14 protein-coding genes are annotated in these 13,816 nt (G+C 60.4%); 11 read left to right on the top strand and 3 right to left on the bottom strand.

The features are described from left to right. Positions 1–76 precede the first annotated feature (76 nt). The 6 genes from ACOZKU_RS07065 to ACOZKU_RS07040 all read left to right on the top strand — a co-directional run bounded on the left by ACOZKU_RS07065 (position 77) and on the right by ACOZKU_RS07040 (position 3,855). A complete protein-coding gene (locus ACOZKU_RS07065) occupies positions 77–316 on the top strand; it encodes a hypothetical protein (protein ID WP_421578257.1) in 240 nt (79 codons plus the stop codon). Between the two features lie 351 nt (positions 317–667). Next, positions 668–877 (top strand): cold-shock protein, encoded by a 210-nt coding sequence (locus ACOZKU_RS07060; RefSeq protein WP_112547310.1) that lies wholly within the window; start codon positions 668–670, stop codon positions 875–877. Between the two features lie 123 nt (positions 878–1,000). Next, a complete protein-coding gene (locus ACOZKU_RS07055; protein WP_421578256.1) occupies positions 1,001–1,225 on the top strand; it encodes a hypothetical protein in 225 nt (74 codons plus the stop codon). A 30-nt stretch (positions 1,226–1,255) separates the two neighbouring features. Next, positions 1,256–1,636: a DUF6481 family protein gene (locus tag ACOZKU_RS07050; RefSeq protein WP_421578255.1), complete on the top strand. Its 381-nt coding sequence runs from the start codon at positions 1,256–1,258 to the stop codon at positions 1,634–1,636. A gap of 96 nt (positions 1,637–1,732) precedes the next feature. Continuing rightward, positions 1,733–2,008 carry a hypothetical protein gene (locus tag ACOZKU_RS07045; protein ID WP_421578254.1) on the top strand — a complete coding sequence of 92 codons (276 nt, stop codon included), beginning with the start codon at positions 1,733–1,735 and terminating at the stop codon, positions 2,006–2,008. Positions 2,009–2,784: 776 nt separating this feature from the next. After that, complete coding sequence (locus ACOZKU_RS07040) at positions 2,785–3,855, top strand: sensor histidine kinase (protein WP_421578253.1); 1,071 nt, start codon at positions 2,785–2,787, stop codon at positions 3,853–3,855. Between the two features lie 829 nt (positions 3,856–4,684). Here ACOZKU_RS07040 and ACOZKU_RS07035 read toward each other — a convergent pair. From ACOZKU_RS07035 to ACOZKU_RS07025, 3 genes are read right to left on the bottom strand one after another with little or no spacing between them, the layout of a single operon-like run. Next, positions 4,685–5,527 carry a TIGR01459 family HAD-type hydrolase gene (locus ACOZKU_RS07035; RefSeq protein WP_421578252.1) on the bottom strand — a complete coding sequence of 281 codons (843 nt, stop codon included), beginning with the start codon at positions 5,525–5,527 and terminating at the stop codon, positions 4,685–4,687. Continuing rightward, the gene (locus tag ACOZKU_RS07030) at positions 5,524–6,801 is read right to left on the bottom strand and encodes an FGGY-family carbohydrate kinase (protein WP_421578251.1); all 1,278 of its coding nucleotides are present in this window, start codon (positions 6,799–6,801) and stop codon (positions 5,524–5,526) included. Before ACOZKU_RS07030 ends, ACOZKU_RS07035 begins: the two co-directional genes overlap by 4 nt. Then, complete coding sequence (locus ACOZKU_RS07025; protein WP_421578250.1) at positions 6,798–7,880, bottom strand: class II aldolase/adducin family protein; 1,083 nt, start codon at positions 7,878–7,880, stop codon at positions 6,798–6,800. The genes ACOZKU_RS07030 and ACOZKU_RS07025 overlap by 4 nt, the downstream gene beginning before the upstream one ends. A gap of 194 nt (positions 7,881–8,074) precedes the next feature. On the opposite strand from ACOZKU_RS07025, the gene ACOZKU_RS07020 reads away from it, so the two are divergent. From ACOZKU_RS07020 to ACOZKU_RS07000, 5 genes are all read left to right on the top strand, one after another. Further along, positions 8,075–8,854: a DeoR/GlpR family DNA-binding transcription regulator gene (locus tag ACOZKU_RS07020; RefSeq protein WP_421578369.1), complete on the top strand. Its 780-nt coding sequence runs from the start codon at positions 8,075–8,077 to the stop codon at positions 8,852–8,854. Further along, positions 8,851–10,254 (top strand): FGGY-family carbohydrate kinase, encoded by a 1,404-nt coding sequence (locus ACOZKU_RS07015; RefSeq protein ID WP_421578249.1) that lies wholly within the window; start codon positions 8,851–8,853, stop codon positions 10,252–10,254. Before ACOZKU_RS07020 ends, ACOZKU_RS07015 begins: the two co-directional genes overlap by 4 nt. Continuing rightward, positions 10,251–11,780, top strand: coding sequence for a sugar ABC transporter ATP-binding protein (locus ACOZKU_RS07010; protein ID WP_421578248.1), 1,530 nt, complete (start codon positions 10,251–10,253; stop codon positions 11,778–11,780). Before ACOZKU_RS07015 ends, ACOZKU_RS07010 begins: the two co-directional genes overlap by 4 nt. Positions 11,781–11,817: 37 nt before the next feature. After that, positions 11,818–12,801: an ABC transporter permease subunit gene (locus ACOZKU_RS07005; RefSeq protein ID WP_421578247.1), complete on the top strand. Its 984-nt coding sequence runs from the start codon at positions 11,818–11,820 to the stop codon at positions 12,799–12,801. A gap of 68 nt (positions 12,802–12,869) precedes the next feature. Then, positions 12,870–13,808 carry an ABC transporter substrate-binding protein gene (locus ACOZKU_RS07000; protein WP_421578246.1) on the top strand — a complete coding sequence of 313 codons (939 nt, stop codon included), beginning with the start codon at positions 12,870–12,872 and terminating at the stop codon, positions 13,806–13,808. Positions 13,809–13,816: the final 8 nt, after the last annotated feature.

Raw genomic sequence — 13,816 nt, 5'->3', positions numbered from 1 at the left:
TTACGAATGTCGCAGGGACCATTTCGCCCCCTGACCCGTTAGGAGCGCAAAGGTAGTGTTCAGCAGGAAGACGTTCATGTCCCAGCGTTTGAAAGTGAAGGAAATGGTGATGCAGATGTACGAGAAGAATCTTGTGCTGATAAACATTCTTCGTGATATCGCCGAAAACGAGACCTTGGGGAACTTTGCTCCGGGCGCGACCGAGGCTGAGATCGGTCGGTGTCTTACGGACAGGGCAACACGGCGGGCAGAAATTCTTGGCGAAATTCGTCAGGTCCTGCGTGAGGAAAACGTGGTGCACCGCGTGCAGGCATAGCCACGATCCAGCAGAAGCTGCCGGTAGGCTTTTGCCTCGCAATAGGGTAGCGCCGTCGCGCGAATAAACGATGGAGGCATTTGAAGGGGGCCGTCGTCGTAACCGGCCGCTTAGCGCGGGTCTTCTGCGGGCAGACAACCAAAACACGAATGCCGTGATTTTCTAAACTAATCGTTGACGTATTTGCTCACCTTCTATATACAGGGCTCATCGATCTTTTGCTTGCCGAGCTTTGTCTACCGCGCGATTGGCACCGCGCTTTAAGCGAACTTCCCTCTCAAAAATAGTCGGTTTTCATCTGCGCAGCACATGTTTCGCAGTTCCTCACTCTATGCTTTGAAAGGGTTCATCATGACCACTGGCACAGTAAAATGGTTCAATTCCACCAAGGGCTTCGGTTTCATTCAGCCTGACAACGGTGGCGCTGACGCTTTCGTTCACATCTCGGCCGTCGAGCGCGCCGGAATGCGCGAACTCGTCGAAGGCCAGAAGATTGGCTTCGATCTCGAGCGCGACATGAAGTCGGGCAAGATGTCGGCCTGCAATCTGCAGTCCGCTTAATCGATATCCGCTTCCCTTTGACCACGGATGTACTGGCACTGCCGGAAGCAACTATCAGTTTGAGGCCAGGCATCACGCCTGGCTTTTTACTTTTTGGCCTCATGGCCAAAGCGAGGAAGCTCAATGACAGAGAGATATAGTAAATCTCGCCAGCAGGCCGAGGCTGCCTTCGGCAACCTCCAGACGGAGTTCTTCGCCAAGAACAGTGCGGCGGAAGAGCTCCAATCCGTGGCTCAGGCGCGCGATGCTAAAACTATCAGGCTGCGCGAAGCGCGGCTCGCCAAGGAGCAAGCCGACAGGATGTCTGCAACATCGGTGCTGCTTGCCAAACGATCGAAGGCCAGTTGATCATTCCAATATCAACATCAGGATAAAAATTTGAGACACGCCAGAAACAACGAACTTACCGACCGACGCTCCGCTGCTTCGGACGCCAAGGCTTATCTTCTCACGGCCTACCGTGCAGCAAAGACCGCGGCAGAGCGGTCACAAGCCGCCAGACAAGCGGAGCGCATCGCGCTTGTTGAAGCCCGCGACGCACGCCATGCAGAACGGGAACGAGTCAAGAATGAGGAGCGCACTCGACGCGAAACTCTTGCGGTGCAAGAGCAGGCAGCCATCGAGGCCGCCGCCGCCGCCGAGATCGCCGCCCGACAGTCTGCCGAAAACGCCCGGATATCCCGGGTGGTTGAAGACGAGGCCGCCCGCAAGGCTGAACGGGACAGACGTTATGCTGCCCGAAAGGCTCGGCAGGCTTAACGTCGAGGCGCGCGCCTTCGAGTGAGTGAAGCCGTGGAAATATTGGGGCGTGATAGAGAGTCGCGCCGGAACTTACTCCTTTCTGAGGAGCCTCTGATGGCACCGGACACGAAAGAGTTGCAAGCAATCAACACCGCCTGGCAGATAGCCATCCAAGAAATCCTGCGTATGGTTATAAGGGACATGTACCATGGTGCTGGCGAGGCGGCCTTCAGCGCCCACATCAAGCGCATCGAGGAAGCGGCCGTCGATAGCATCCAGACCGACTTGAGGCTTCGCGGCACGAGCGAGTGGACGGAGATGCTCGTCAAGGAACGGGCCAGCAACTTTGTAACGACGCTGCTGACCTCCTTTACCTACGACCGTGCCTGACAGGATACACTGTCATTCGAGCCGCCAGATTCCGGATAAGCGGTACCGTTCGTGAACTTTCTCGGTTTGCGAGGTCGAACTGTGAGGTCCTGCCTAAATCACACCGGAGGGAACCAGCAGTAGGCTAAGCGGTCGGGCATGGATGAACATAGCGCAGAACGCCTCGCAGCCATCGTCAAGTCCTCCTTCGACGCGATTGTCAGTAAGGATTTTTCCGGCACGATCAACTGCAACCCTTTGAGGCTCCACAGCCGGTCCAAATCCGGGCCCGGAGGTCGTTTTTGACGCCAACGCGGTTCTCAATCTCGGCATGGCCTTCCACAAACTGGGCATGAATACGATGCGCTTCGGGGTCTCGGATGCTGGCAGCATATCAGTTACGTGGGGGCTGACGCGAGATCAGGCGGCGAACCGGCTGTGGCTTATGCCGAACTCTTGGCGCAAGAGGAGGGGTTCGGCGCTTTCGTCCTAAGTAAGATTGTGCCATCCGCACTTTCAGGAGAGGCGGAGTAGACCTTCACGGACGAGTGGATCATCTGGAAGCTGACAGCGCCGCTTGCGCGCATCCAGATCGGATTGGGTCTCGGCCTTGCACTGACTATGATCAGTGGGCAAGCTGACCAGATATCTGCATCATCTGCGCAGTTCGTCGAGCGATACAAGCCAAATCCGTTCAAAGAACCACTTTCATGGCACGGCGGTCCAAAATTAGGACTCCTTTAGCTCCCCGCCATCCGGCATGATAAGCACCGGACGTATATGGGTGTGAGTTGCAAATGACAGAAGCTGAAGAATCGCCGATAAGACCCGAAACGGTAGCTGATCTTCCTCATCTTGGGGAGGCTTTGGATGATGACCGCTTCCGACAATTCCTCGACCACGTCCCGTTCGGAGTTGCTGTTGCAGAACTCGCGCCAAACGAGGTGCTTGTATACGTCAATATCGAGTTCGAGCGTTTGATCGGGACTTCGGCGGAGGAGCTGCAGGGCAAGCCATGGTCATCGCTTCCGCTGGCGCGCTCGGTGAGTGGAGACCAGGATCTCGCGACTGCCATTGTGGCTGGGGAGGAGTACCTCGGGACGTTTGCGACACCTTGTGATGCGGAGCGGCCGTCGGATGTGGACGCCTGGTCAAATACGATCGTCGATGACGCTGGCATCCCACTCTTTCGGCTTGTCGCAATCGCCGCCACGAGTAGTGGCCAGACCGGGACTGACCTGGCCACCACGCTGGCGGAAAAGGATGTCCTACTCAAGGAGTTGCAGCACAGGGTCAAAAACAATCTCCAGATGATCACGGCGCTGATCCGGATGGAAGCCAGAAACGCACAATATCCGGATGAGGGTGAGCGTTTCAACCGACTTGCAGGCCGGGTAGACGCGCTGACGATCCTCTATCGTTCTCTCTCCGATACCAACGCGGAGGAGACTGTCGACCTTGGGACATATGTTAGCCAGATTGCCTCGGCGGTGATGGCCGCACATGCCGTTCAGGGCATTCGCCTCGACATGAAAGTCGACACATGGCCCGTCTCCGTCAATATCGCCATGCCGGTGGGTTTGGTAGTCAACGAACTGATGACGAACGCCCTCAAGCATGCATTCAAGGGGCGTGACCGCGGCGAGATTGTTCTGCGCTGTGTCGTGAATGAAGCGGGCTGCAGGATCTCGGTTGCCGACGATGGCATCGGTCTCAGCAATCCGTCCGACTGGCCGCGGCGCGGCAAGCTCAGCGCGATGATCGTACAATCGATCAAGCAAAACGCAAAGGCGGATGTTCAAGTGGATTCAACGCCTGGCTTGGGAATGAAGGTCACCATCGTCTTTGAAAAGCGGGACGCAAATTAGCTTTAGATCGGCATTTCGCTCCGGGGAGCTTGGATGCGAGGGGCAAAGCGGGACGACCGTCGCGCATCGCCCTATCTCAGACGGACTTCCTCGCCACCTGCTGTGCCACCAAAGCGGCGGCGGGCTGTGTTATCGGGTCCAACGGTATACGGCCGGCGCATTGCCTGGTCCAGCTGCTGGTTGCGCGTCGCAATCTTCGACGATGCTGTCGTCGGCGAAGGCGTTGCGGAGTGCCCGACCTTGGGGGTGGTCGCCGGCGTCTTTCAGAAAGTCACCCACTGACCATCGCGTCTCTAGCTCCGACTTCGAAATAGATCTTCAGATGTCCGCCCGACTGCAAGGCCAAACCGAAGACCTGACTGTCAGCCTTGAATGTCGCACGTGCGAAATGTTTGTCAGTCTCCGGATCCGTTTTGCAGAAGCCGTTTCAAGTCGAAGTTCAGAGATAGGGACGGTTTCGTCTTTCAGACGAGCGCGAAATACGCCGCTTCGGTTTCGAACGAAACCTGCGCCCGTGCGTTATCTGGTTTCCGGAGGGGCAGATTCATTCATGACGAGCGAAATTTCCAACCAAGTCGCAAGACTTGCATTCGATGCAACGGTGCGCCGCGCGGTTCAAGCCCTGCCCCAGCATCAGCCCGTCGCCACCGACGATCGCTTTGAGCAGCTACTCAGCCGTCTTTCCCAATCCGAGGGATCCAGTACAGAGTTGTCACAGGCTTCTCGGCAACCCGACGCGACGGAGCTTGTTCGCAATTAGCAGGGTCCTCGGTTCGCGTCCCTTTAAGAGCAAGGTCACCTACTCCGATAAAACGTGGATGACAATTCTTCAGACGGTGAGGCCTGGCATCAGAAAATCTGGACAGGCTCCTTGTGTATCACAGATCAAAGCGAGTTCGCTTTCAGACATGCCGGCAAGTATTCCAGTGCGAACAAGGCAGGAGGCGAGGTCCGCGCTGCCTGCGCCTACGATGTCGTGTTCAATGCTATCCCCGATGCAGAGAATCCGATCTGCGGAGGTACTCGAGATAAGGGACTGGGCGTGTTGGTATATTGCGGGGTGGGGCTTGCCGAACCAACGAACAGGACCACCCAGTGCCTCATATGCATGTGCGATGCTGCCGGCTCCTGGCGCTGTCCCGCCGCCGGCTACTAGTTTATGTCGATCGGGATTCGTACAATAGCAAAGTACCCCGCGTTCCGCGGCAGGTCTCAGTCGATCACGATAAGCCGAAAGCGGAATCCGCTCGGCTTCACTCCCCGAGATGATGACGATATCGGCGTCCTTAGCGTCCTCTGTGCTTTCAAAACCGAGCCTCTCGGCAAGATTGCGATCATTCCCGCTTGAAATGGTTAGGCACCGCGTGGCGCAGGCTTTCTGGGCGGTCTCGTCGGCGAGAATGCTATAGGCGACGTCGCCGGAGGTTAGGAAATGGTCGAATCCCGCTCTGTCAAAGCCGAGTTTGACCAAGCGCTGGGCGTTGTATTCGCCACTGCGGCCGGAATTTGAAAGGATGATGACGGATTTTCCGAGTGCCTTCAGATGACGCAATGCTGCATTGGCGCCGGGATAGGCACCTTCGTCGTCACGCAACACGCCGAACTGGTCGATGAAGAAAGTGTCATAGCGCGTCGCCAGGGCGGAAAGAGTGGTGTGCTGTGCAGCCTTCAAAGCCAGCGATCCTTTCCGGCAAGAACAAGGGAAGCAGTGCCGACGGAGGCTTCGGCCGAACGCGCCTTACAAAAGGGAACCGCGAGCGTGCTTTGCCGCATTCGCGTCCAGGCCGGATTGGTTGCCCCCCCGCCGACCGTGCGCACGGACAACAGTTTGGGGCCACCCAATTCAGCCAGCCGATCATAGCCCGATTTCTCGATGCTGGTTATTCCCTCGAGAATGGCCTGGAAAAACGTGACATCATCGGCCGGGCGAGGGGCCAGGCGAGGCGGATAGCTGGGGTCGCTGACAGGAAAACGCTCGCCCTGTGTCGCCAGCGGGTAGTATGAGAAACCGGTCGAAACATCCGGTCGCAGTTTCGGTGTCATGGATTTCAGTTGGTCGTCATCAAAGAACTTCCGGATGACTGTGCCACCCGAGTTCGACGCGCCGCCGGCAAGCCAGAAGTCGAGAATGCGGTGCGAGTAGATACCAAAACCGGCTGCGTTTATGGGCCGCGCGCATGCAAGCTTTAAGACCAGAGTCGATCCCAGTGCGGTGACGCCATCGCCGACTGTTGACGCGCCGGTCGCCAGGAAAGACGCGCAGCCATCGGTCGTGCCCGCGAAATAGCGGCAATTCGGTGGCAGGCCGAGCGCGCGCCCCATTTCTGTTGTCATCGAAAGAGGGGAGCCGGCTCGTTTGACGACAGGCAAGAAGGCAATGTCCATTCCGCAGGCTTCCAACCAGTCGGGCCAACACTCAGCAGCAAGATCGTAGCCCGTCTTGAGCGCATTGTTCTCGTCGCTTGTCGCGCTCGCGAGACCAAGGCTCATCAGGATCCAGTCGGCTTGGTGTACGATTGCGTGGACGCCAGGCTGCCGAGACAGGTAGACCGCACGCGCGAGCGCCGACGTCGCCCCCCGCGCTGGGCTATCCGCAGGCGCCTCCATGTCGATGCGCTCGACGATGGTGTGGTCGGGGCACGGTTCGTTGTACATCATTGCGTCGCCGATCGGCTTTCCCCGGGGATCGATTGCGACGACCGTCCCGGACGTACCGTCAACGGCAACGCCTTCCAGCGACGCAAAGGTGTTGCGGGCGGCAAGTTCCGCAAGGCATGACTTTGTGCCGCTCCACCAGCTTGCCGGCGACCGTGCGGCTGCGGCGCCCGAGAAAGGATAGGAGGCGATGTCGACCAGATTGCCGTCGCGGGAAAGCAGGGCGGCTCGCACGCCAGAGGTGCCGAGGTCTATGCCAAGTGCGATGGCGGGCTTTCTTTCGGTGCTCATGCCTGCTTGCTTGCCTTGCGGTCTAGCGCCTGACGATATTGTTCTGCCTCCCAGTGGGTCAGTTCGTGTTCCTGATCCGGGCTGAGGTAGGCCACCGATGCGCCCTCTGGAATACGGGAGACAACTTCCGCGAGGCAGCGCGCCATCACGCGCCCGCCCGCGGTAAGTTCATTGGCCAGGAGGACGCCATGGCCGGGCGCAACTAGCATTTTCGGAACCGGAAGACCCCTTATATGACGTGCCTCCTTATAGGCATTTACCGTCTCTCCATCGGAAAGCACCCCGATCTCGGTACCAAGGAAGATGACGTGATCCGGATAGAGGGAGCCGCGCGTCGCCACCGCCACGTTGGCCTGGCTGAGTGCTGTCTTGTGGCTGCCAAGATCCTCGGCGACGTGAAAATCCGAACCCGCGGCCAGGGCACCCAACGCAGTCGGATGGGTCTGCAAAGTCTCGCGTTCTCCAACGGTCAGGGCGACAGTGACGCGGGCGATGCGCTCGCGCACCTCCTCCACCGTTTCGCCGGTTACGATGATGCCGTGGTTGTAGAGGATCAGCACGTCCGGTCGTTTATCGGCAATGCGGTCAATCTCGTAGGCAAGTGGCGTGCCGGGGCGACGGTACGGGACTGTCGCCCAGGTCAGGTCGGGGAGTTCCGCCATATGTTCCGCAATGACGGCCTCCCGGTTTTCGAGCACCGAAAGCGCAATTGCGTTGACGCAATGATAGTGCGCAACAACGGCCTGTGGCAGGGCGGCGTGAAAACTGGTCTCGATGGAGGGACGAAGGCCGGAGGCATTCAGCGTCGAGACAATAAAGTCTGTTGCCTTTTCGGCGCTTGCTTCGCCGGCCCGGAGTGCCGCGACCAGCGGAGCCACCGTTACCGGCACCATGATGTCGCGCTCGCCTGCATGGGCAAGCCAGGTACCGGACGCCTTTACCCACATCATACCGTCGCGCTTGAATGAGGTGTTGCCGCCGGCACCTTGCGTCTTCAGAACGTCACGGCCGATGTCTCGCGAAAGCCTGAGAAATGCGTCGAAGGCCGGAATGTCTTCCGCCCGAATGCCCGAAGCCATGCTGGCCTCCTCCTCTAGAAAAGCCCGCCGCTCATCGCGGTGATGTGCAGCGCGGTGAGCAAACTATTTTGTCAATCGTATTGATATGATTGCATATCGTCAATCGTGAAGAAAATTCGTCACATATCTTGATAGATCCGTCTTGTTGTGATTATCTTTGTTCATCGGCGAGGGAGACGTCGGGAGGAGTATTCGTGAACGATACTGAACGTCACAAGGCCATCGTCGACCTCTTGCGCGAGACGCCTTTTGCTTCCGTGCGCGATCTTCAGGAGCGCCTCGGCGCCTCTCCCGCCACCATCCGTCGCGATATTGACAAGCTCCACGAATTGGGCCGGGCCCGAAAGGTTTATGGCGGTATTTCCGCCAGCGAAGCGGGCGATAGCGGCCGGCTCTCGGCCAGGCCCTATGACGAGAACCGTGATATCGCGGTCGAGGCGAAGCGCGCCATCGCCGCAGCCGCAGCTAACTTGGTGCGCGACGGCGATTCTCTCATCATCCATGCCGGATCGACCTGCTATCAGCTGGGCACGCTGCTTGCGCGGCGCAATCTGCGCGTCTGGACCAATTCGATGCCCCTCGCCGCTTACCTGGGCGAGCATGGTACCTGCCAGCTTTCCGTTGCCGGCGGCGAGCTGTACCGCGAGCCCGGTATCATCCATGATCCGTCGGGGGGCTCCCCAAGCTTTTTCGCATCGCGTTTCTTCGTCGGCACGCAGGGCATCAGCAGCAAGGGGCTGCTTGAATCTCATCCGCTGCTCGTCAAGGTGATCGGTGAACTGGCGGCCTGCGCGGACGAGATCGTGCTTCTCGCCGACAGCCGGAAATTCTCGATCCAGCCGCGAAACGTGGCTCTTCCTCTGTCGCGCATCGGCACGATCATCACGGATGACGGCCTGACGGACACGGCAGCCAAGATGCTGGAAGATGCGGGCGTCACGATCCAGATCGCAAAGACGGGAGGGGTGAATTGAGCGGGTCTCCCATCGCCGTCTTCGATCTCGGCAAGACCAATTCCAAGCTGTTCGTCGTCTCGTCGGAGGGACGGGTCATCGACGAGGCGCGAACACGCCCGGTCTGGCGTGACGAAGGGGATCTGCGCGTGCTGGATGACGCGGCGCTGTTCGGTTGGATGACGGCCGAACTGGCCCGGGCCGTCGCAGCGCACGGTGTCGACCGCATCACGTTTTCCGGTCACGGCTGCACCTTCGCGCTCGTTGCCGGCGGGTCGCTCGTCCACCCCATCCTGGACTATGAACAGGAGCCGCCGGCAGAGATCGCCGCCGGCATCGATGCGATGGCGCCGGACTTCCAGGAGACGTTCTCGCCGCCGCTCCCCTTGGGCTTCAACTATGGGCGACACCTGCTCTGGCTGAACGAACGCGATGGGGACCTGATTGGGGGGGCGGAAGCCATTCTTGCCTATCCGCAATTCTGGACCTGGAAATTCGCCGGCCGTCCCGTCTCGGAGGTCTCCTATCTCGGTTGCCATTCCAACCTGTGGGCGCCGCTGCGGGATGATTTCAGCAGTCTTGTCGACCGCATGGGCTGGCGTAACCGGATGCCGGAATTCGCAAAAGCCGGTGACGTCGTCGGCACCCATAAGGTGACGCTCGACGACGGGCGCAGCGTGGAGATCGCGGTCCATAATGGCGTGCATGACAGCAACGCGGCGCTCTACTTCTACCGCTCGCTCGGCTTTACGGATTTCACTCTGGTCTCGACCGGTACCTGGGTGATCATCTTCAATCCCGCAAGTCCTCTGGAAAGGCTTGATGCCGACAGGGACATGCTGGCCAATGTCACGGTCAATCACCAGCCGGTCGCGACCATCCGCTTCATGGGCGGCCGGGAGTACGATGTCGCCAGCGGGGGCTGGACGAAACCAGTGTCGGCCGAAGCCGTTGCCAGGGTCATAGCCGTAAAGGCGTTCGCGTTACCGTCCTTCGCGCCGGGCGGGCCGATGCCGGGACACGAGGGCCGCTTCGTCGGCCCGGTGATCGCGGGCGAGGAACGCGCAGCCGTCGCCATTCTTTATGTGGCACTGATGACCGACCTGTCGCTTGATCTCATCGGGTCTGAAAATGCCATCGTCATCGATGGCGGCCTGGTGAAGACGGGGCTTTACGCGTCCGTGCTTGCCGCTCTTCGGCCGGGGCAGACGGTGCACACGAGCGCCAACCCGGAAGGCAGCGCCTTCGGCGCGGCGGCGCTCGTCTTCGATGCAATCGGTGACAATCCCTTCGTCAACGATTGCGCCGTGGCCGAACCGGCGTCCATTCCCGGCCTCGACGAATACCGGCTGCAATGGCGGCACCATGTGGATGCCATGGCATCGGCTGAGGCCGTTTCGCGAGAGGAGACGCGCGCATGACGGCGACGGTCAACGAACAGCGCCCGCTTCTGGAGATGCGCGACATCAGCAAGACCTTCGGAGCCTCGAAGGCGCTGTCGCAGGTGAGTCTGACGGTTCGAGCCGGCGAGGTTCACGCGCTGATGGGTGAGAACGGTGCGGGCAAATCGACGCTGATGAAGATCCTGTCGGGCGCCTACACGGCCGATCCCGGCGGCTCAGTGCTGATTGAGGGCCTGCCGGCGACGCTCGGCGATCCGTTGAAAGCAAAGGCCTATGGCATTGCCGTCATCTACCAGGAGCTTTCACTCGCGCCGAACCTGACCGTCGCGCAGAACATGTTCCTCGGCAACGAGCCGTCGCGCTTCGGTCTGGCCGACCGTGCGGAGATGCGCCGTCGCGCCGATCCCATCCTCAAGCAGCTCGGTATCGATTTCGATGCCTCCCGCCGTGTCGCGGAGCTGTCGCTTGGCGAGCGGCAGATGGTGGAGATCGCACGAGCTCTGACGACCAATGCCCGCATCATCGTCATGGATGAGCCGACCACCTCGCTCACCAGCCGGGAAACGGAAAAGCTGTTCGATGTCATCGCCCGACTCAAGGCCGACGGCATTGCCATCATCTATATTAGCCACCGCATGGAGGAAATCTACCAGCTCTCCGACCGGGTGAGTGTGCTGCGCGACGGCGCCTATGTCGGGACGCTGGACCGCGCCGATCTTTCCGCCAGCAAGCTGGTCTCGATGATGGTCGGGCGCGATCTATCCTCCTTCTACAAGAAGGAGCACCGTCAGGTCACGGGCGAGCGCGCGGCGGTGCTCGCCGTCAGGAACATCGGCGACGGCGTCAAGGTGCACGACTGCTCCTTCGAGGTGCGCGCGGGCGAAGTACTTGGCATTGCCGGCCTTGTCGGCTCCGGGCGCACCGAACTGGCGCGGTTGGTCTACGGTGCCGATCCTCGGACCACAGGCGACGTGGTGCTGAACGGCAAGTCGATTTCGGTCACATCGCCGCGCGACGCGCTGGACGCGGGCATCGCCTATCTCACAGAGGACCGCAAGGCGCTCGGCCTGTTTCTCGACATGTCGATCAGCGACAACATCAATATCGGCGTCATCGCGGCGGATGCGAAGGTCGGCGGCGTTCTGGATTTTGCGCGGGCCAGGGAGCGCGCAGCGCAGGCGGTGAAGGCACTTTCCATCCGCACCGCCGGCACGCAGGTCAATGTCGGCGCGCTGTCTGGCGGCAACCAGCAGAAGGCGCTGCTTGCCCGCCTGCTGGAAACCAGGCCGAAGGCCATCATCCTCGACGAACCGACGCGCGGCGTGGACGTCGGCGCGAAATCCGAGATCTACCGCATCATCGACGAACTCGCCCAGAACGCCATCGCCATCGTCGTCATCTCCAGCGATCTGCCGGAAATCCTGGGCATCGCCGACCGTGTGCTCGTCATGCGGGAAGGGCGCATTGCCGGCGAGGTGAACCAGCCGATCGAGCAGGAAGCGATCATGGCATTTGCCACCGGCACGACCGGCACCGCGGCCTGAAGCAGAAACCAGACAGACGAAGACGGGAACGGACATCATGACTGCAGGCGAAACCGAACAGACCCGGATGGACAAGCTGAAGTTCCGCTCGACGTTGACGGCGCTTGGCATGCTGCCGGTGCTCGTGCTGCTGGCCGTCGGCTTTCATGTGCTGAGCGGCCGGTTCCTCTCCGTCAACAACCTGTCGATCGTCATGCAGCAGGCATCGATCAACACGGTGCTGGCCGCCGGCATGACCTTCGTCATCCTGACCGGCGGCATCGACCTCTCCGTCGGGTCAATCCTCGCGGCGTCTGCCATGATCGCCGTCATCGTCTCGCTCGTGCCTGACCTCGGCATGCTCGGCGTTCCCGCGGCGATCGCCGCCGGCCTTGCCTGCGGTTTCCTCAACGGCGCCATCATCGCCTGGCTCAATCTGCCGCCCTTCATCGTGACGCTCGGCTCGCTCACCGCCATCCGCGGCGTGGCACGCCTCCTCGGCAGCGACACGACCGTGTTCAACCCGGACCTGCCGTTCGACTTCATCGGCAACGGCTCGCTGTTCGGCGTTCCCTGGCTCGCCATCATCGCCATCGCCACGATCATCGTCTCCTGGTTCATCCTGAAGCGAACCGTGCTGGGCACCTGGATCTATGCCGTTGGCGGCAACTCCGAAGCCGCGCGTCTGACTGGCATACAGGTGCCCCTGGTGCTGCTTTTCGTCTATTCGATGTCCGGCCTGCTTTCGGGCCTTGGCGGTGCGATGTCGGCTGCCCGCCTCTATGCGGCCAACGGCCTGCAGCTCGGCCAGGCCTATGAACTCGATGCCATCGCGGCCGTCATTCTCGGGGGCACCAGTTTCGTCGGCGGCGTCGGCTCGATCTGGGGCACGTTGATCGGGGCGCTCATCATCGCCGTGCTCTCCAACGGCCTCATTCTCGTGGGGGTCTCGGACATCTGGCAATACATCATCAAGGGCTTGGTCATCATCGTCGCCGTCGGCCTCGATCGCTACAGGCTCAAAGGGCTTAGCCGGACGTGAGGTGCGGCTGAAAGAACCGGTTACAACCGGAGACAACGGCGTGAGAAGCGCCACCAATGGAGGAAAACATGCGTCTTATGTCCAAGCTGCTCATCGGCACCGCCATGGTCGCCGCACTCACCATGCCCGCCGCCGCCAAGGACCTCAACAAGATCGGTATCTCGGTCGGCCTGCTCGGCAACCCCTTCTTCGTCGCCACGATCAAGGGCATCGAGGACCGCGCCAAGGAAATCAACCCGAATGTCGAAGTCACCTCGGTTTCGGCCGACTATGACCTCAACAAGCAGGTTTCGCAGATCGACAGCTTCATCGCCGCCGGCGTTGACATCATCATGCTGAACGCCGTCGACGCGAAGGCGATCGCGCCCGCCGTCAAGAAGGCCCAGGCCGCCGGCGTCGTCGTCGCGGCGTTCGACGTTTCCGCTCCTGGCGCCGACGTCACCGTCATGACCAACAACGTCAAGGCCGGCGAAGAGGCCTGCAACTACATCGCCGAGAAACTTGGCAACAAGGGCGACGTCGTCATCATCAACGGCCCGGCATCCTCGTCGATCCTTGAGCGCGTGCAGGGTTGCAAGGAAGCGCTAGGCAAGCATGCCGATATCAAGATCCTCTCCGACGACCAGAACGGCCAGGGCTCGCGCGATGGCGGCCTTGCCGTGATGCAGGGCCTGCTCACCCGCTTTGACAAGATCGATGCCGTCTTCGCGATCAACGACCCGACCGCGATCGGCGCCGAACTTGCCGCCAAGCAGCTGAACCGCAGCGAGTTCTTCTTCACCGCGGTTGATGGCGCGCCGGATATCGAGAAGGCGCTTGCCAGCGGCAATTCGATGATCAAGGCATCCGCCTCGCAGGATCCCTATGTCATGGCCGGTGAGGCGCTGAAGCTCGGCGTCGAAGTTCTGAACGGCAAGAAGCCGGCCGAGCCCGTTGTGCTTCTGGATCCGCAGCTCATCACGGCTGACAACGTCAAGGATTACAAGGGCTGGACCGCAGCCCGCTAAGCCTTCCT

The sequence above is a fragment of the Shinella sp. M31 genome (assembly GCF_049199205.1).
GTDB lineage: Bacteria > Pseudomonadota > Alphaproteobacteria > Rhizobiales > Rhizobiaceae > Shinella.
This window is presented reverse-complemented; position numbering and strand designations above follow the sequence as displayed.

What these genes read in the sequence shown, in the direction of transcription:
- ACOZKU_RS07060 (WP_112547310.1), top strand. Translation starts at nt 668, where the DNA reads ATGACCACTGGCACAGTAAAATGGTTCAATTCCACCAAGGGCTTCGGT.
- ACOZKU_RS07030 (WP_421578251.1), bottom strand. Translation starts at nt 6,801, where the DNA reads ATGAGCACCGAAAGAAAGCCCGCCATCGCACTTGGCATAGACCTCGGC.
- ACOZKU_RS07010 (WP_421578248.1), top strand. Translation starts at nt 10,251, where the DNA reads ATGACGGCGACGGTCAACGAACAGCGCCCGCTTCTGGAGATGCGCGAC.
- ACOZKU_RS07045 (WP_421578254.1), top strand. Translation starts at nt 1,733, where the DNA reads ATGGCACCGGACACGAAAGAGTTGCAAGCAATCAACACCGCCTGGCAG.
- ACOZKU_RS07055 (WP_421578256.1), top strand. Translation starts at nt 1,001, where the DNA reads ATGACAGAGAGATATAGTAAATCTCGCCAGCAGGCCGAGGCTGCCTTC.
- ACOZKU_RS07000 (WP_421578246.1), top strand. Translation starts at nt 12,870, where the DNA reads ATGCGTCTTATGTCCAAGCTGCTCATCGGCACCGCCATGGTCGCCGCA.
- ACOZKU_RS07005 (WP_421578247.1), top strand. Translation starts at nt 11,818, where the DNA reads ATGACTGCAGGCGAAACCGAACAGACCCGGATGGACAAGCTGAAGTTC.
- ACOZKU_RS07025 (WP_421578250.1), bottom strand. Translation starts at nt 7,880, where the DNA reads ATGGCTTCGGGCATTCGGGCGGAAGACATTCCGGCCTTCGACGCATTT.
- ACOZKU_RS07065 (WP_421578257.1), top strand. Translation starts at nt 77, where the DNA reads ATGTCCCAGCGTTTGAAAGTGAAGGAAATGGTGATGCAGATGTACGAG.
- ACOZKU_RS07040 (WP_421578253.1), top strand. Translation starts at nt 2,785, where the DNA reads ATGACAGAAGCTGAAGAATCGCCGATAAGACCCGAAACGGTAGCTGAT.